The 16,455-nt window shown below is 69.5% G+C and carries 18 protein-coding genes; 8 read left to right on the forward strand and 10 right to left on the reverse strand.

Going from position 1 to position 16,455, the window contains the following annotated elements; genetic code table 11:
* Positions 1-7: 7 nt before the first annotated feature.
* Positions 8-1,102 (reverse strand): 3-deoxy-7-phosphoheptulonate synthase, encoded by a 1,095-nt coding sequence (locus OX958_RS22760; protein ID WP_270131212.1) that lies wholly within the window; start codon positions 1,100-1,102, stop codon positions 8-10.
* A 304-nt stretch (positions 1,103-1,406) separates the two neighbouring features.
* On the opposite strand from OX958_RS22760, the gene OX958_RS22765 reads away from it, so the two are divergent.
* The gene (locus OX958_RS22765) at positions 1,407-1,799 is read left to right on the forward strand and encodes a hypothetical protein (protein ID WP_270131213.1); all 393 of its coding nucleotides are present in this window, start codon (positions 1,407-1,409) and stop codon (positions 1,797-1,799) included.
* A 9-nt stretch (positions 1,800-1,808) separates the two neighbouring features.
* The gene (locus tag OX958_RS22770) at positions 1,809-2,351 is read left to right on the forward strand and encodes a histidine phosphatase family protein (protein ID WP_270131214.1); all 543 of its coding nucleotides are present in this window, start codon (positions 1,809-1,811) and stop codon (positions 2,349-2,351) included.
* 4 nt (positions 2,352-2,355) lie between these two features.
* Here the strand turns inward: OX958_RS22770 and OX958_RS22775 are convergent, their stop codons facing one another.
* On the reverse strand, positions 2,356-3,327 hold the full coding sequence (locus OX958_RS22775) for a MerR family transcriptional regulator (RefSeq protein WP_270131215.1): 972 nt from the start codon (positions 3,325-3,327) through the stop codon (positions 2,356-2,358).
* 199 nt (positions 3,328-3,526) lie between these two features.
* Between OX958_RS22775 and OX958_RS22780 the strand changes: the two genes are divergently transcribed.
* Entirely contained in the window at positions 3,527-3,784 is a 258-nt protein-coding gene (locus OX958_RS22780) for a WhiB family transcriptional regulator (protein ID WP_020387694.1), read from the forward strand.
* Between the two features lie 605 nt (positions 3,785-4,389).
* Here OX958_RS22780 and OX958_RS22785 read toward each other — a convergent pair.
* The 7 genes from OX958_RS22785 to OX958_RS35390 all read right to left on the reverse strand — a co-directional run bounded on the left by OX958_RS22785 (position 4,390) and on the right by OX958_RS35390 (position 8,849).
* The gene (locus OX958_RS22785) at positions 4,390-4,800 is read right to left on the reverse strand and encodes a hypothetical protein (protein ID WP_270131216.1); all 411 of its coding nucleotides are present in this window, start codon (positions 4,798-4,800) and stop codon (positions 4,390-4,392) included.
* Complete coding sequence (locus tag OX958_RS22790; protein WP_270131218.1) at positions 4,797-5,375, reverse strand: hypothetical protein; 579 nt, start codon at positions 5,373-5,375, stop codon at positions 4,797-4,799. Before OX958_RS22790 ends, OX958_RS22785 begins: the two co-directional genes overlap by 4 nt.
* Positions 5,366-5,983, reverse strand: a complete 618-nt coding sequence (locus OX958_RS22795; RefSeq protein ID WP_270131219.1) for an RNA polymerase sigma factor — start codon at positions 5,981-5,983, stop codon at positions 5,366-5,368. Before OX958_RS22795 ends, OX958_RS22790 begins: the two co-directional genes overlap by 10 nt.
* A gap of 172 nt (positions 5,984-6,155) precedes the next feature.
* The gene (locus OX958_RS22800; RefSeq protein WP_270131221.1) at positions 6,156-7,025 is read right to left on the reverse strand and encodes an alpha/beta fold hydrolase; all 870 of its coding nucleotides are present in this window, start codon (positions 7,023-7,025) and stop codon (positions 6,156-6,158) included.
* A gap of 224 nt (positions 7,026-7,249) precedes the next feature.
* A complete protein-coding gene (locus OX958_RS22805) occupies positions 7,250-7,738 on the reverse strand; it encodes a PLD nuclease N-terminal domain-containing protein (protein ID WP_270131222.1) in 489 nt (162 codons plus the stop codon).
* A gap of 63 nt (positions 7,739-7,801) precedes the next feature.
* Positions 7,802-8,698, reverse strand: coding sequence for a sulfite exporter TauE/SafE family protein (locus OX958_RS22810; protein WP_270131223.1), 897 nt, complete (start codon positions 8,696-8,698; stop codon positions 7,802-7,804).
* Between the two features lie 55 nt (positions 8,699-8,753).
* Positions 8,754-8,849, reverse strand: a complete 96-nt coding sequence (locus OX958_RS35390) for a putative leader peptide (RefSeq protein ID WP_442913219.1) — start codon at positions 8,847-8,849, stop codon at positions 8,754-8,756.
* A gap of 178 nt (positions 8,850-9,027) precedes the next feature.
* On the opposite strand from OX958_RS35390, the gene OX958_RS22815 reads away from it, so the two are divergent.
* The 5 genes from OX958_RS22815 to OX958_RS22835 all read left to right on the forward strand — a co-directional run bounded on the left by OX958_RS22815 (position 9,028) and on the right by OX958_RS22835 (position 15,744).
* Complete coding sequence (locus OX958_RS22815; protein WP_270131225.1) at positions 9,028-10,287, forward strand: NAD(P)/FAD-dependent oxidoreductase; 1,260 nt, start codon at positions 9,028-9,030, stop codon at positions 10,285-10,287.
* The gene (locus OX958_RS22820) at positions 10,281-11,000 is read left to right on the forward strand and encodes a DUF1365 domain-containing protein (RefSeq protein WP_270131227.1); all 720 of its coding nucleotides are present in this window, start codon (positions 10,281-10,283) and stop codon (positions 10,998-11,000) included. The genes OX958_RS22815 and OX958_RS22820 overlap by 7 nt, the downstream gene beginning before the upstream one ends.
* Positions 10,997-12,235, forward strand: coding sequence for an SAM-dependent methyltransferase (locus OX958_RS22825; protein ID WP_270131228.1), 1,239 nt, complete (start codon positions 10,997-10,999; stop codon positions 12,233-12,235). Before OX958_RS22820 ends, OX958_RS22825 begins: the two co-directional genes overlap by 4 nt.
* The gene (locus tag OX958_RS22830; protein ID WP_270131229.1) at positions 12,235-12,972 is read left to right on the forward strand and encodes an SDR family NAD(P)-dependent oxidoreductase; all 738 of its coding nucleotides are present in this window, start codon (positions 12,235-12,237) and stop codon (positions 12,970-12,972) included. The genes OX958_RS22825 and OX958_RS22830 overlap by 1 nt, the downstream gene beginning before the upstream one ends.
* A 96-nt stretch (positions 12,973-13,068) precedes the next feature.
* On the forward strand, positions 13,069-15,744 hold the full coding sequence (locus tag OX958_RS22835; protein WP_270131230.1) for an alpha-L-rhamnosidase: 2,676 nt from the start codon (positions 13,069-13,071) through the stop codon (positions 15,742-15,744).
* On the opposite strand, the gene trmB is transcribed toward OX958_RS22835, so the two are convergent.
* Positions 15,725-16,438 carry a tRNA (guanosine(46)-N7)-methyltransferase TrmB gene (trmB, locus tag OX958_RS22840; protein ID WP_270131231.1) on the reverse strand — a complete coding sequence of 238 codons (714 nt, stop codon included), beginning with the start codon at positions 16,436-16,438 and terminating at the stop codon, positions 15,725-15,727. The two genes, OX958_RS22835 and trmB, sit on opposite strands and share 20 nt — an antisense overlap.
* Between the last annotated feature and the right edge of the window lie 17 nt (positions 16,439-16,455).

Below are 16,455 nucleotides of genomic sequence, written 5' to 3' on the forward strand. Positions count from 1 at the left end.
CTGAAGTTCACGCCCCCGTACGCCGCCGGATCGCGGCGTCGCGCAGACCCTCCAGCACGGTCTCGGTGGTCTCCCAGCTGAGGCACGCGTCGGTGATCGACTGGCCGTAGGTGAGCGGCTCGGTCGGATCCAGGTCCTGGCGGCCCTCGACCAGGAACGACTCCAGCATCACGCCGACGATCGCCTGGTTGCCCGCGGCCACCTGCTCGCCGATCTCGGCGGCGACGACCGGCTGGCGACGGTGGTCCTTGCGGCTGTTGCCGTGGCTCGCATCAATCACCACTCGCTCCGGCAGCCCGCCCTTGCCGAGCAGGCCGGTGGCTGCCGCGACCGACTCCGCGTCGTAGTTGGGGCCGGCGTCGGAGCCACGCAGTACGAGGTGGCAGTCGGGGTTGCCGCGGGTGTGCAGAATCGCGGGTGCACCGTCGTGGTCGATCCCGGTGAAGACGTGCGGTACGGCGGCTGCCTTGATCGCGTCGACGGCGGTGGCGATGCTGCCGTCGGGGCGGTTCTTCATCCCGATCGGCATCGACAGCCCGGACGAGAGCTGCCGGTGCACCTGACTCTCGACGGTCCGCGCGCCGATGGCGCCCCAGCCGACCGTGTCCGCGATGTACTGCGGGGTGATCGGGTCGAGGAACTCACAACCGACCGGGAGCCCCTTGGCCAGCACCTCGAGAAGCAGCGCGCGGGCGGTCCGCAGCCCGGTGTTCACGTCGCCGGAGCCGTCGAGTCCCGGGTCGTTGATCAGGCCCTTCCAGCCGAGGGTCGACCGCGGCTTCTCGAAGTACACGCGCATCACCACGAGCAGACCGTCGGAGAGCCGCTCGGCGATCGGGGCGAGGCGTTCGGCGTACTCCAGGGCGGCCTTGGCGTCGTGCACCGAACACGGGCCGACGACGACCAGCAGCCGGTCGTCGTCGCCGTTCAGCACGTCGGTGACCGCCTGACGGCCGGCCACCACGGTCTCGGCGAGCTGCCGGCTCAGCGGCAGCTCCTCGTGCAGCGCCAGCGGGGTGATCAACGGGACGGTCTTCTCGATCCGCCGGTCGACGACCGCGCTCTGCGGTACCGGTGGGGCCTGCTGCGGGAGGGTGTTCATGGGAAACCTTTCCGCCGGCACACCACGGTGGAACCCGAGATCAGCGCCGGCTGGGGAACGAGAAAAGGCAAGGACGATTGTCCTTGCCTCGTAGCCGGCTCTGGTTCGTGGTCAGGCGTCAGCGATCAGCTGAGCAACCCGGCACCACAGCCGGCCACTCAAAAAATCGCCAATAGCAACGCTTCACGAGATCGAGCCTACCCCATCTGTAACCAGGGCCGTGGGTGGGTCGTTGAGGGTCGCAACAGGGTGAGGCTTCGCGAGGGACGGCCGAAGGGGTGCGAGCACGGTGGTGAGGCCGGCGGTGAGGCCGCGGACGTTCGAGCTGGTTCGGTTTCGTGATCTCAGCGGGGTGTCGGGCACCGGAGTGGTTGCCGAGGGATGTGTGTTCACCGACGGATCGGTGGCGCTGCGCTGGCGTGGCAACAACCCGGCGACCGCGGTGTGGCCCGATCTGGAGTCCGTGCTGGCCGTGCACGGACACCAGGGCGCGACCGAGGTGCGCTGGCTGGAGGAAGGTTCGACCACCGACGACGCCTGGTCCGCGGAAGCGACCGAGGAGATGCGGCCCGAGTTCGACCTGGACCATCTGCTCGGCGGACAGCACACCGTGCGGCCGCCGAGTTCCCTGACCGACCCGACCGCGCTACCGCCCAGCCGCGCCAGAGGCTGGGCGGGGGCACGGCACCTGCGGTAGGACGATCTCGTGACCCAGATCTACCTGATCCGGCACGGCCGGCCCGACTACGAGCCCGTGGATAGCCGTGGCTGGCCCGGAATGGCCACTGACGCCGCCCCGCTGACTCCAGAGGGGGGCAAGCAGGCAGAGGCCGCTGCGGACCTCCTGAGTGGCATCGGTGCCACATACCTGGTCAGCTCGCCGTTCACCCGCTCCCTGCACAGTGCCGCCATCATCGGCCACCGCCTCGCCCTGGGCGTACGGGTGGACCACGACCTGCGCGACTGGCTGCCGGACAGCACCTGTTCCTGGCGCGGTGTTGCCGACGCCCGGGCGGCACAGGCGGAGCTCGACGAGTACGACGGCGAGTGGCCCGAGGGCATCCGCCGGGCATGGGAGCCGCTGTCGGCGGTCAGGGCGCGAGCCCGGGCGGCGCTGGCCCGGCACACGGCCTCCACGGACGGCCCGGTGCTCGCGGTCACGCACGAGATGGTCATCCGCGCGCTGACCGGTGAGCGCGGCACACCCCACGGCGGCCACGTGTTCTTCAACTACGACCCGGCGTCCTAGCGTCCTAGGGCCGCACTGCCGTGACCAGCGCGGTCACGGCCTCGGCAAGGGTGCTCACCCAGCCGTCAGGCTTCCCGACCTTCTGCCACCCAGGCCCGCCCACCACGAGCTGGTACGACGGCCTGGTGCGCGCGAGGGAGCGCACCGCGTCCAGGTCGGCTGTCGCACGTGTACTGGACCAGATGAAGACCGCGGCCGGCCGGATTCGGCGTACGGCCTCAGAGAGCGATCTGACCGGCGTCGCGGCACCCAGTGTGCGCACTCTGATGCCGCGCTCGGCCAGTGCGGCCGCGACTGCCAGCAGCGGCAACGCGTGGTCCTCCCGCTCGAGACAGGCGAGCACGACGGCCCGCTCTGCCTCGTCGGGCTTGTGCTGCTCGATCGCCCGGCGGGTGTGGTACCTGAGCCCACCGGCCACAGCATCGGACGCGAGGTGCTCCACCTCGACACACGCGCCGGTGCGCTCCCACTGGCTCCCGACCTCGACCAGCAGCGGCATCAGCCGGCTGGTCCAGGCCTGGACCGCGCCCGACCGGTCGAGACTGCGGGCCACCTCGTGGGTGAGCCGGTCGCTGTCCATCGCGTTCGCGATCTCGAACAGGTCGACGGGCTTGCCCTGATGCTCGGCGCGGGACGCCGCGGATCGGCGTACGGGCTGAGGTTTGGGTACTCCCTGTGACCGGTTCCCGGTGCCCTCGGCAACTGAAGTGGCGGATGTCACACTGGGTAGTGGAGCGGTGTAGATCCGGTCACGAACGGCGGCTGCCGCTTCCGCCGTCGGAACGCCTTGATCGACGAGCCGCAGCATCGCCCGGAGCCGGGCCAGATCCTCGGCGCTGTAGCGCCGATGACCGCCCGCTGACCGCGCACTCGGGCTCAATCCGTACCTTCGCTCCCAGCTCCGCAGCGTCGGCGCGGCGATCCCGAGCCGGCGCGCGGCAGCCCCGACGGTGAGGGATTCGGACGGGGTCGGCACGGCGTTCATGATGCCCTGTTGCCGCCTGAAAACCCCGGCAATCGCCAGTTCCTGATAACAACTCGACCGAGTTTCGAGACAACAAGGGTTGAACTACGCATGAGTTGAGCATAGTTTTCACCGAGCGCCCGTCCGCGCTCACGGTGAGTCATAGGAGGTTGCCATGTCGAGAGGGATGCCTCGCCTACCCCGCCCGCTCATGGATTTGTGGGACTGGCAGTCGCAGTCAGCGTGCCGCGACGTCAACCCGGAGCTGTTCTTCTCCCCCGAATCGGAGCGTGGCGTTCGCAAACGCGCTCGCGAGATGGTGGCGAAGTCACTCTGCGGAACCTGCCCGGTCCAGCCCGAGTGCCGCCAGCACGCCCTCTCCGTCGGAGAGCCGTACGGCGTCTGGGGCGGCACCACGGAATCCGAGCGGGACAACGTCGTACTCGCCGAACACAGGAAGTCCGCCTGACGGCCGCCGGGAGCTGAACCCCGACCCACCCGGGTCCGGCCCTGCCGCCGGACCCGGCCCCCGATCTCCCAGCGGCCTCACTCCGCTCCCGATCGGGAACATCTCGCCCGGCTGACCCGGCCAAGCCGGAGTCGTCGTTCGTACCGGATGCTGGCAACGATTGCAGCTGCACACGGTTCGCGCCGGCGGTTGAAGCGCAGACACGTGGCGACTCAGGTCAACCCGTGCTCCGGCTCGCGACGCCTGCTCCGCTCCGCTGCGCCGGCTGCATCGCTAAGGGATGAAGCGGTGGCAGGCCCGCGATGTGGTTAAAGCGCTGACGCGCAGACACGTGGCGACTCAGGTCACCCCGCGTGTTCCGGCTCGCGACGCCTGCTCCGCTCCGCTACGCCGGCTGCATCGCTGACGGTTGAGGCGCTGGTGCACAAGCCCGCGATGCTGGTTGAGGCGGTGACCCGCAAACCCGCGGTGGCTCAAGGTCAACGCGGAGGCTCAGGTCAACGCGGAGGCTCAGGTCAACGCTGTGGCTCTGGTCAACGCTCTGGCTCTGGTCATCGCTCTGGCTCCGGCTACCAGCTACCGACCCCAGGCATCCCAGCCCAGCTTTACAACCCTGCCATCCCCCAGCCGCCCTCAAGCTCCACCTCAACGACATGAACCCGCACCACCAGCGGCGTTTCGACCACGCCCGCGACCGCCGCCGTGACCGCCGCATGAACTCCCGCGCCGACCGCGGCGGCCTGGTAGGCCACGCTGACCACCACCCGTACCTCGACCTTGAGTTCTTCGCGGTTGTGACCGAAGTCCGCCTCGACGCCGGCGATGTCGGGGAGCGTCTTGCCGGTCGCCTGCGTCCAGGCCTGCGCCGCGAACTGCCTCAACAGCCCCCACACCCCAGGCTGCAGCCGTACGACGCCTGGTACCGCGCGGGCTGCTTTCGCCGCTGCCTCCGCGGCGCGGATCTCGGTCAGCAGGTTGGGTGGGATCAGGCTGCCCGGAGCCCACGGGGTCGTCATCGCAGTTCCTCCGGCCGGGGCGGGTCGATCCACACGTCGACGACCTCGAAGTCCAGGGTCTCGAGCTCCAAGCCGATTCGCTCGGGCAGGGCGGCGGCGACGCGGCGGCGGGCCTCGTCCAGTGCGCTGACCTGGCCAGAGCCGAAACGCAGGGCCACCGACATCCACACCCGGACCGCCCGGGGGTCGTCCGGTGAGAGCTCGATGCGGCACTGGTGAGCGCGGACCCCGTCGACGCCGTCGACGGCGTAGCGCAGTACGGCGGCCAGGGCGTGGGTGGAGATGTCGACCTGGGCAGTCGCGGTGGGCAGGGGGATGGTGCGGCCCAGGCTGAGATCGGCGCGGACCGCGGTCATGATCTTGTCCAGGAACCCGGCTGGTGGTTCGGCGGGGTCGTCGATCAGGGTGCGGGTGGCCTCGGTGAGCTCGTCCAGGCTGGCCCGGGCCGTGGTGCAGTGCGGGCAGTGGAGAGCGTGCTCGGTGACCCGGCCGGCTTCCATGTCGTCCCACACGCCTTCGACGCTCTGGCCGCAGGGCAGCGGGTGGCCGGTCTCCTGGGTGGGGTTCATCTCCATGGTTTCATCACCTCCGCTAGCTCGGCTCGTGCTCTGGCTATTCGTCCCCTGACCGCGGTCGGCGTGGTCCCGACCAGATCTGCGATCTCCTGGTACGAGCGGCCGTGGACCTCTCGCAGCAGCCAGCACGCTCGTTGTGGTGGCGGCAGTTGCGCGAGGGCGAGGGTCAGCGCCTTCATGGCCTGGCTGTTGTGGACCGCGCGGGCGGGATCCCCGTCGGCGCCGGTCTCGGTCGGCGGGTGGTGCTCGTCGAGTTCGTCGACGGGCTTGCGGCGCTGGATGATCGTGAGGCACTTGTTCGTCGCGGTCCGGTACAGCCAGCTCCCGAACGCGGCGTCGTGCTGGATCTCCGGCAGCCGGCGCCAAGCGGTCAGGAACACTTCCTGCGCGACATCCTCGGCTTCGCCGCTGGCGCCGTTCAGCATCCGCAGGCACAGCGCGTAGATCCGCCGTTGGTAGCGGCGGACCAGCATCTCGAACGCCGCAGGGTCCCGGTTGCGGGCGCGGGCCACCAGAGTGGCCTCGTCGAGCTCGACCATGCCACCCAACGCCGTCGGCCGGCCGGGTTCCGCCGGGGTTCCGGCTGCTGCCGCGGACGCGGTCGTCACCGATGTCCTCCTCAGCGTCTCGTCCAGGTCCCGGGGCCGGGCTCAGTCACAGGAGAGACGACGCCACTGTTGCAGATGTCACGGTGCTGCCCGGGATCGACCTGGTGAGGGTGGTCACACGCGCTCCACCGAGACGCCGGCCTTTCGCAGTACGCTGAGCTGGTCCGGCCGGTCAGCGCAGGAAGTCCGCCAGGCTTCGCGCGAGTTCGTCCGGATTGTTCTCCGCGACGTGATGGGTCGAATCGATGCCGTGGCCAACGATCTGCGGACACCACGGCCGCCAGACCTCCAGCGGATCACCGTAGATCTTCTCCATGTCGTCCTGCGTCGACCACAGCATCATCGTGGGACACGCGAGTTGCCGGCCGGCGGCACGGTCGTCCTCATCCGCCTGCCGATCGACCCCGAGGCCCGCCCGATAGTCCTCGAGCATCGCGTGCACGGTGGCGGGGTTGCGGATCGCCGCCAGGAAATCGCTGTGGTTCTCCGGCCCCAGCTGAGCCGGGCCGTTCGAGGTCCACGCGTTGTACCAGGTCTCGGGATCCGCGCAGATCACCCGCTCGGCCGGCTTCTCCAGCTGCCCGAAGAACCACCAGTGCCACCACTCCGCGGCGAACTTCGCGTCGCAACGCTCCAACGCCTCGACCAGCGGCACCCCGTCGATCACCACCAGCTTGGTGACCCGCTCAGGACTGTCCAACGCCGCCCGGTACGCGACGTACGACCCCCGATCGTGACCGACCACAGCAAACCGCTCATGCCCGAGCGCGGACATCAGCCGCACGACGTCCCCCGCCATCGCCCTCTTCGAGTACTGCGAATGCGCCTCGTCCGCAGCCGGCTTGTCCGACTCCCCGTACCCCCGAAGATCCGGGCACACGACCGTGAACTCCTCAGCCAGCCTCGGCGCCACCTGCCACCAGGTCGTGTGAGTCCGCGGATGCCCGTGCAACAACACCACCGGCGCCCCCGCCCCACCATGCCGAACCCGCAGACTCAGACCACCGACATCAACCCGCTCCAACGCGAACCCATCAAACATGCGCCGCTGGTACCCGAGCGCGTGCCGATCAATCAGCAGGCCAGGGGTGCCTGCGGGAGGGTCGGCAGGTGTCGCGAGGCGCCAGCTGCACCAACGTGCGATGCAGCTGGCGCAGCGAAGCGAAGCAGGCGTCGCGAGCCCGACCACCCACGTCGCGCGCCAGCGCTGCACCAACTTGCGATGCAGCCAGCGCAGCAAGCCGGCGTCGCGAGCCGACCGGCAGGTCAGCTCGCGCCGGGCTGCGGCTTACCGTCGTCCGGCGCTTCTTCCGCCTCGTCCGACTTCGACTCGGCCGGCTTGCCCGGCTTCTTCCCGGGCTTCTTCTTGTCCTCAGCCGCCCGGTCCTTCGCAGCCTTGTCCGGCGTCTCCTCCGGCGCCTTCCCCGACTCCGGCCGACCCGGCTCCGGCCGCGCGGTCGTCCGCGGATCCCGGTACCGGTCCAGCGACTTCAGGAAGTCCGGATCGTCGTCAGGCGCGACCGGCCGGCTCGCCGGGCGGGACTTCGGCGCGGCGGCGCGGTCGCGGCGGGCCGCTTGGCCGCGCGCCATCAGCAGCCAGACGATCGGCCCGACGAAGGGCACGAAGACGATCAGGACGACCCACACCAGTTTGGGCAGGTGCGGAACATCCTCGTCACGGGTCTGGATGCAGGAGAAGAGCGCGTAGACGGTCAGCACGAGACTGATCAGGAAAGGCAGAAATCGGATCACCACGCTTCAACAGTACGATGCCCAGCGAAAACGGTCGGCCGAATCGCGCCCGACCAGGCGGTCGGGTCAGACGCCGGCCGTCTCGAGTTCCTTCGCGCTCTCGGCTGCCTTCCGGCGCCCGGCGATCCGTACACCGTACGCGACCACACCCGCCCACAGCAGCACCAGTCCGGCGTACACCAGGTACCGCGGCCCTTCGGCGACCCCGATGCCCTTGAGCAGCGTGCGCGCGTTCGTCAGGATCAGCACCAGACCGACGCCGACTCCGAGCCACTGGGTGGCGAGCCGGGAGACGAGCCAGGCTGCCAGCGGCGCGGCGAGCACCCCGCCGATCAGCAGGGCGGCGACGATTCCGAGCGGGATGTTCGAGCTGCCGAGTCCGTAGAGGAAGCCGATGCTGGCCGCGACGGAGACGATGAACTCGGCCGCACTCACCGACCCGACCGTACGGCGGGGCTCCAGCTTCCCGCTGCCGAGCAGCGACGAGGTGGCGACCGGACCCCAGCCGCCTCCGCCGGTGGCGTCGATGAAGCCGGCCACCAGACCCAGCGGTCCGAGGAACTTCCCGCCGACCTTGCCCTCGATGACGGCCCGGACCTTGCCGGTCGCGAAGCGCGCCAGGATGTAGACACCGAGCAGGAGCAGCAGCCCTGCCACCCACAGCGATGCCGATTCGGTGGACAGGTTGGACAGGAACGTGGCACCCGCGAAGGCGCCGACGCCGCCGGGCACACCGATCAGCGCGACCACTCGCCAGTCGACGTTGCCGAACCGCCAGTGCGACAGCCCGGAAGCGAGCGTGGTGCCGACTTCGGCCAGGTGCACCGACGCGGAGGCGACTGCCGGCGTGATGCCGGTGATCAGGAGTGCGGTGGTAGCGGTGACGCCATAGGCCATGCCCAGGGTGCCATCGACCAGTTGGGCGAGCGAGCCGAGCAGGGCAATGAGGATGAGACGACGCACGGAACTGCTCCTTCGGGCGGAGGAGAACGGGGTGGTTGAGGAAGTGCGCCGAAGGTCAACAGCTCGCGGAGTTCACGCGGAGCAGGTCGACGTGCCGGCGACGCGTGAGTGCGTCGCCCGGAGCGTTCTTGGTGACCTGCATACCGACCATGAAACCGGACAAAGTCGAGCAAGATGCTGTGGTTTCGCGATGTGAGACACCTAATCGCCTGATGAGACGACACGCGCGATCCGCCGACGTCACCCATCAAGCGTCCGGTTGGTTCCGAAGTACTTCCGGCCACGTTCTGAACTTGTTCAGAACTTATGCAACGGGAAGGCTTCACGGTATGACCGGCGACCGACCGACCGCCGCGGTACTGGGTTCGGGAGTCTCCGGCCTCACCGCGGCGCATCTGCTGCAGCGCACGCACGACGTGACCGTCTTCGAGGCGGACGATCGGCCCGGCGGGCACGCGCACACCCATGACGTGACGGACTCCGCCGGTGGCGCGCTGCGGATCGACACCGGTTTCATCGTGCACAACGAGCGCACCTACCCCAACCTGCTCCGCCTCTTCGCCGAGCTCGGCATCCGGACGCAGCCGACCGAGATGAGCATGAGCGTCCACTGCGACGGCTGCGGTCTCGAGTACGCCGGTGGCCGCGGTGCCCGTGCGCTGTTCAGCCAGCCCCGCCGGGCCGGCGACCCCCGCTTCCTGCGGATGCTCGCCGAGGTGCCGCGCTTCCACCGCGAAGCCAGGGCGGTCCTGGTCTCCGGGGACGACCAGCAGACCTGGGGCGAGTTCCTCCGGGCCAACCGCTTCAGCCAGTACTTCGTCCGGCACTTCGCCGTACCGCTGGTGTCCTGTGTCTGGTCGTCCGGCTCCGCCGACGCCGAGCGCTACCCCGCGCGGTACCTGTTCCAGTTCCTCGACCACCACGGCATGCTGACCGTCAGCGGCTCCCCCAAGTGGCGCACGGTGACCGGCGGCTCGCGCACGTACGTCGACGCGGTACTCGCCCAGATTGCCGAGGTCCGCCTCTCGACACCGGTCCGCGCCGTACTGCGCCACGACGACTCCGTGGAGGTGATCACCGACCGCTCCGAGCACTTCGACAAGGTCGTTGTCGCCACGCACGCCGACACGGCCCTAGCACTCCTCGGCGACGCCACCCCCGAAGAGAAGACCCTGCTGGGCGCCTTCAGCTACTCCACCAACCCCACCTGGCTGCATACCGACACCGCCGTACTGCCGAAGGCCACTGCTGCCCGCTCGTCGTGGAACTACCGCATGCGTGGTTGCGACACCCCGGAGCCGCAGGTCCTGGTCAGCTACTGGATGGACCGCCTGCAGCATCTGCAAAGCCCCGACGAGCACCTGGTCACGCTGAACCCCGACGGCTGGGTGGACCCGGCCAAGACCATCGCCCAGATGACCTACGCCCACCCCATCTTCACGCCCGAGTCAGTGGCCGCCGCCCCAGTACTACGCACCGCAGGTGGGCCCCGTCTCGCATTCGCCGGAGCACACCTCGGCTGGGGCTTCCATGAAGACGGCTGCCGGTCAGGAGTAGAGGCTGCCGAGCGACTTGGCGCCAAGTGGTAGACCTGCCACCGCTGCCGGCCGTAGTGGTCGGCCACGTCAGCCACTCGCGCCGGATGCCGCTGCGCCACAGGTTCCGCTATCGCACCTACCAGTGGCTGGTCGACGTCGACGCTCTCCCCCGCGGACGCTTCTCGGCCAAGGATCATCTCGGGCTGGGCCCGTCCCTGCGTGACAACGTGGCGACGTTCACCGCGGCCCACGGCGTCCAGCTCCGGCCGGACGACCGAGTAGTGATGCTGGCCAACGCCAAGAGTGTCTTCGGCTTCGTCTTCGATCCGCTCAGCGTCTTCTGGTGCCTGTCCTCGGCCGGTGAACTGCGCTGCGTGGTGCTGGAGATCCACAACACCTACGGTGAACGTCACGCGCAGCTGGCCAAGCCGGACGCGGCCGGTCGTTTCACGCTCGGCAAGGAGTTCTACGTCTCGCCGTTCTTCACGGTGAACGGCCGGTACGACGTCACGCTGCGCCTGGACCAAGAGCGAGTCGCAGTCGCGATCGACCTGGTCCAGCACGATCGGCGCGTCTTCTCCGCCGCCTTCACCGGCCGGCCGCGGCCGGCCGGCCGCCGTACCGTGGTGCGAGCGGCGTTGCTCACACCCCTGCTCACCCATCAGATCTGGCTGTTGATCCGAATGCATGGTGTCTGGCTCTGGCTTCGCCGCCTACCGGTGATCCGTCGAGAGCCCCACGTCCCACCGGAGGGAGTCCGATGAGTTCCCTGCTCCTCGTCGATGCCGAGCGTTGGCCGGGCATCGCCCGTACGCCGTACAGCCCGCTGCGGGCCGCGGCCGCACGACGGATCCTGCGCCGTTCGGCCCGCGACCTGCCGCTGGTCGTGGTGCTGCCGGACGGCAGCCGCGTCGGCGCGGGCGGCGCCGGCGCGCCCGTGATGGAGATCGTCTCCGAGAGCTTCTTCCACCGGATCGGCGCCGACCTGAAGATCGGCTTCGGCGAGGCGTACATGGCCGGTGACTGGCGCGCCGGCCAGGGCACCGACCTGGCGCAGCTGCTCGCCGTCTTCGCCGCACGCCTGCCCGAACTGGTCCCGCCGGCGCTGCAGCGCTTCCGCAAGGTGATCGAGCAGCGGATGCCCTCCGCCGAGGAGAACCACCGATCGGGTGCGCGCTCCAACATCGCCCGGCACTACGACCTGTCCAACGACCTGTTCGCGACCTTCCTGGACGAGACGATGTCGTACTCGTCGGCCTGGTTCGACTCCGACGACGCGGGGTTCGAGCAGCTCGCCGAGGCCCAGCGCCGCAAGATCGACGGCATCCTCGACTACGCCCAGGTGGGCGCCGGCAGCCGGGTGCTGGAGATCGGTACCGGCTGGGGGCAGCTCGCGATCCAGGCGGCCCAGCGCGGCGCGACTGTCACGTCGGTGACGTTGTCGGCCGAGCAACGCGACCTGGCCCGCAAACGGATCGCCGAGGCCGGGGTCGACGCGGAGGTCGAACTGCGTGACTACCGCGACGTCCAGGGCCAGTACGACGCCGTGGTCAGCGTCGAGATGATCGAGGCCGTCGGCGCGCGGTACTGGCCGACGTACTTCGCGACCATCGACCGGTTGCTGGCTCCCGGCGGCCGGTTCGCGCTGCAGTCGATCACCATGCCGCACGACCGGCTGCTCGTCACCAGGCACGCCCAGAGCTGGATCCACCAGTACATCTTCCCGGGCGGCCTGATCCCCTCGTTGACCGCGATCGAACAGATCGCGGGCGCGGCGGGCGGGCTCGAGATCGAACATCGCCGCGACCTCGGGCCCGCCTACGCCCACACGCTGCACCTGTGGCGCGAGCGGTTCACCGACCGCGCCGCCGAGGTGGCCAATCTCGGCTTCGACGCCGTCTTCCGGCGGATGTGGGAGTTCTACCTCGCCTACTCCGAGGCCGGTTTCCGCTCCGGCTACCTCGGGGTCTCCCAACTCGCTCTGGTCAGGAAGGTCTGATGGAACTCGCCGGACGCAGGATCTGGGTCGTCGGTGCCTCCTCGGGCATCGGCGCGGCCCTCGCGCGGGAGCTGTGCAAGCGCGGGGCGAACGTCGCGGTGTCCGCGCGGCGGGCCGACGCCCTACGGGAGGTGGCCGGCGAGTGGATGACCGCCGTGCCGTGCGACATCACCGACCCCGACCAGGTCAAGAAGGCCGCGGAGGCCGTCGCGGCCGAGCTGGGCGGGATCGACATCGCGGTCCTGAGCGCCGGCTACTGGGCCCAGATGGGCAGCGACTTCGACGTCGAGTCGTTCAACCGGCATCTGGCGGTCAACCTGACCGGGATGGCCAACTGCCTCGGTGAGCTGATCCCGCGGATGAAGGCTCAGAAGGCCGGGATGATCGTCGGCATCTCGTCGGTCGCCGGATACCGCGGCCTGCCCGGTTCCGAGGCGTACGGCGCGACGAAGGCGGCGCAGATCAACCTGCTGGAGTCTCTGCGGGTGCGGCTGCGGCCCGACGGCATCGACGTACTGACCGTCTGCCCCGGCTTCGTCGAGACCGAGATGACCGAGCAGAACAGCTTCCCGATGCCGTTCATCGTCTCGGCCGAGGAGGCCGGCCGGGCGATCGCGGACGGCATCGCGAACCGGTCCGCGCGGATCGTCTTCCCGTGGCAGATGTCGCTGCTGATGCGGCTGGCCAAGGTGGTGCCCGACCGGCTGTGGTCGATCGCTCTCACGCCTCGGTCCTGAACTGTCCGAATCAGGACAAGGCTGTTGCCCTGCCGTCCGGCGGTTGCATACGGTCCTTCGGGACCCTGCCCACTGCCGTGTTGAGGAGCTTGCCTGATGTCTGTCGCACCGGACAGCTGGACCCCGGGCGGGCCGTTGACCGCGGACAAGCTCACCACCGAGTACGCCGACCGCCCACTCGGCACGGATGCCGCCCGGCCCCGGCTCGGGTGGATCGCGACCGCGCCCGGGTACGGCGCGACCCAGTCGGCGTACCAGGTGCTGGTGGCGTCGTCGCCTGACCTGCTGACGCCGGAAACGGCCGACGTGTGGGACTCCGGGCAGGTGATGTCCGCGCAGAGCTTCGGCATCCCGTACGGCGGCCCGTCGCCGGCCCCGCGGACCCGCTACCACTGGGCGGTCCGGCTGTGGGACGGCCGGGACCAGGCCGGTCGGTGGAGCCGGCCGAGCTGGTTCGAGACCGGGTTGCTCGACGAGGGATTCGGCAGCGCGCAATGGATCGGGGCTCGTGACTCCGAGGTACGCGACGAGGAGGTGCCCGCTCCGTTGCTGCGGCGCGCCTTCACCGTCCGGGACGGAGTACGGAGCGCGCGGCTCTATGCGAGTGGCCTGGCCTACCAGGAACTACGGATCAACGGGCAACGCGTCGGTGACTCGGTGCTCGATCCCGGCTTCACCGACTACGAGGACACCGTCCTGTCGGTCACGTACGACGTCACCGCGCTGCTGCTGGCCGGCGACAACGTGCTCGGCGCCGAACTGGGTCGCGGGTTCTTCGGTCTATCGACTCCGAACGTGTGGCGCTGGCACCAGACGCCGTGGACTGCTCAGCCGCGATTGCTCGCCCGGCTGGTGATCGAGCACACCGACGGTGACGTGACCGAGATCGTCAGCGACGGCAGTTGGCGGGTGGCGGACGGCCCGACCCGCTTCGACTCGTTGTTCTCCGGTGAGACCTATGACGCCCGGCTGCATCCGGCCGGCTGGGACGAGTCCGGTTTCGACGACTCCGGGTGGAGCGCGGCACTCGTCGTACCGGCTCCTCGGGGACAGGTGCGGGCGCAGGAACACGAGCCGATCCGGGTGGTCGAGGACGTCGTACCGGTGGAGTTCGGCCAGCCCAGGCCGGGCGTGTGGATCGCCGATTTCGGCCGGACCACCGCCGGCTGGACCAAGCTGCGGGTCACCGCGCCGGCCGGTACGACGATCTCGCTCACCCACGGCGAGTCGTTGCTTGCCGACGGCACCGTTTTCGCGGAGAACCCGAACGTCCGGTCCGAGCGCTTCCAGCGTGACGAGTACATTGCCGCGGGCAACGGTGTCGAGGAGTGGGAACCGCGCTTCTCCTACAAGGGCTTCCGCTACGTGCAGCTCGAAGGCTTCCCGGGGGTGCCGACGCCCGGCTCGGTGACGATGCGGGTGGTGCACTCCGACGTCGCGACGGTCAGCCGGTTCAGTGCCGATCAGCCGCTCTACGAGCAGCTCGACCAGGCGATGCGGCGGACCGTGCTGAACAACCTGCACGGCATCCCGACCGACACCCCGAAAATGGAGAAGAACGGCTGGACCGGCGACGCCCAGGTCGGCGCCCCGACGATGGCCGGCACGCTCGGAATGGCCCGCTTCTTCACCAAGTGGCTCGGCGATCTGCGCGACAGCCAGGACGAGAACGGCAGACTGCCCGTGATCGTGCCGACCGGCGGCTGGGGGTACTCCGAGCTCTCCCCCGCCACCGAGTGGTCGACCGTCTACCCGTTCCTGCTGCGCGAGATGCACCGCTGGTACGGCGACGAACGCCTGCTCGCCGAGCACTGGGCTCCCGTGCTGCGCTACCTCGACTACGAACTCGGCCGGGTCGAGGACGGACTGTCGCTGAGCGTCCTCGGCGACTGGATCCCGCCGGGCTACCCCGACGGGCCGCCACCGGAAGACCGCCGGCTGACCGGTACGGCGTACCTGCACCGCGCCGTCGTCGCGGCGGCCGAGATCGGTGAGATCCTCGGCCACCCGGAGGAGGTCGACCGGCTCCGCAAGGCCGCGCGCGAGCTGGCCGACGGGTTGAACCGCGCGTTCCTGGACCGGGAGGCCGGGAGCTACCGGACCGCGTCGGACCCGGACTACCGGCAGACCTCGAACGCGTTGCCGCTCGCCTTCGGGCTGGTCCCGTCCGACCTGGTGCCGGCCGTGGTGGCCAACCTGGTGGCCGATATCGAGGCACGGGACTTCCATCTCAACACGGGCTGTCTGGGCGTCGGCGTACTGCTGCCGGTGCTGACCGAGCACGGTCATCCGGAGGTCGCGGCGAAGGTCGCGTTGCAGCGGTCGTACCCCAGTTGGGGTTACTGGTTCGACAACGGCGCCGACACGATGTGGGAGATGTGGGAGACCGGCACCCGTTCGCGCAACCACTACTTCCAGGGGACCGTGGCGCAATGGCTGCTGGAGAACGTCGCCGGTCTCCGGAACCTGGCGAACGGCTGGGAACGCATCCTGATCAGGCCGGACGCGCGGTCGCAGGTGGATTCGGCGTCGCTGCGGACCGACACCGTGCGTGGACGCGTCTCGGTGTCATGGCGACGGGTCGGGCGGGTGTTCCAGCTCGAAGTACAGGTGCCGGTCGGCGCGACGGCCGAAGTCCACGTGCCGTCCGATGCCGCGACCGATGTGACGGTCGTGCCGGCGCCCTATGCGCCCGAGCCGGAGCACGTCGACGGCTACTGCGTCTTCACCGTGCCGTCAGGTCACTGGAACTTCACGTCGCGGACTTCGTGAACATCAGGTCGCGGCATTCGCGGCCTTCGCGGTGCGCCCGCGACTCGAACTTGGTGACCGGCCGCCAGTCGGGCCGCGGCGCCCAGCCCGCGGCCGAGCCGCCGTACTCGTTGACCAGCGCCGGCTCGGCCTCGCAGATCGCCAGCATGGCCTCCGCGTAGTCCTCCCAGTCGGTTGCCAGATGCAACCTTCCTCCGGGCCGCAGCCGGGAGGCGAGCAACTTCACGAACGGTGCCGTGATCAACCGCCGCTTGTGGTGCCGCTTCTTCTGCCACGGATCCGGGAAGAACACCCGGACCCCGGCCAGCGTGTCCGGCCGTACGTGGTCGCGGAGGAAGTCGAGCGCGTCCCCGTGCAGCAACCGGACGTTGTCCAGCTCGTACTTCTCCACCCACAACATCAGCTGCCCGAGCCCGGCCGGATAGACCTCGGCCGCCAGATGGTTGACCTCCGGCGCCTGCCGGGCCAGCTGCGAGGTCCCCTCGCCCATCCCCGACCCGATCTCCAGCACCACCGGCGCTTCCCGCCCGAACCACTCCGCCAGGTCGACCTCACCCGCCGGCAACTCCTCGAGCTTGCGCCCCACCCCGGCCCAGTTGGTCTCCCACACCCGCTGCTGCCCAACCGTCATCCGCACACTCCGCCGGACATGGCTGAACACCCCCGCCTGCCTGACCTGATCCACCGTCTCCACCCAGCAATCCTAAGTGA

The sequence above is a fragment of the Kribbella sp. CA-293567 genome (genome assembly GCF_027627575.1).
In the GTDB taxonomy this organism is placed as follows: Bacteria; Actinomycetota; Actinomycetes; order Propionibacteriales; family Kribbellaceae; genus Kribbella.

What these genes read in the sequence shown, in the direction of transcription:
- OX958_RS22760 (WP_270131212.1), bottom strand. Translation starts at nt 1,102, where the DNA reads ATGAACACCCTCCCGCAGCAGGCCCCACCGGTACCGCAGAGCGCGGTC.
- OX958_RS22780 (WP_020387694.1), top strand. Translation starts at nt 3,527, where the DNA reads ATGGATTTGTGGGACTGGCAGTCGCAGTCAGCGTGCCGCGACGTCAAC.
- OX958_RS22785 (WP_270131216.1), bottom strand. Translation starts at nt 4,800, where the DNA reads ATGACGACCCCGTGGGCTCCGGGCAGCCTGATCCCACCCAACCTGCTG.
- OX958_RS22790 (WP_270131218.1), bottom strand. Translation starts at nt 5,375, where the DNA reads ATGGAGATGAACCCCACCCAGGAGACCGGCCACCCGCTGCCCTGCGGC.
- OX958_RS22800 (WP_270131221.1), bottom strand. Translation starts at nt 7,025, where the DNA reads ATGTTTGATGGGTTCGCGTTGGAGCGGGTTGATGTCGGTGGTCTGAGT.
- OX958_RS35390 (WP_442913219.1), bottom strand. Translation starts at nt 8,849, where the DNA reads ATGGTCGGTATGCAGGTCACCAAGAACGCTCCGGGCGACGCACTCACG.
- OX958_RS22815 (WP_270131225.1), top strand. Translation starts at nt 9,028, where the DNA reads ATGACCGGCGACCGACCGACCGCCGCGGTACTGGGTTCGGGAGTCTCC.
- OX958_RS22825 (WP_270131228.1), top strand. Translation starts at nt 10,997, where the DNA reads ATGAGTTCCCTGCTCCTCGTCGATGCCGAGCGTTGGCCGGGCATCGCC.
- OX958_RS22830 (WP_270131229.1), top strand. Translation starts at nt 12,235, where the DNA reads ATGGAACTCGCCGGACGCAGGATCTGGGTCGTCGGTGCCTCCTCGGGC.
- OX958_RS22835 (WP_270131230.1), top strand. Translation starts at nt 13,069, where the DNA reads ATGTCTGTCGCACCGGACAGCTGGACCCCGGGCGGGCCGTTGACCGCG.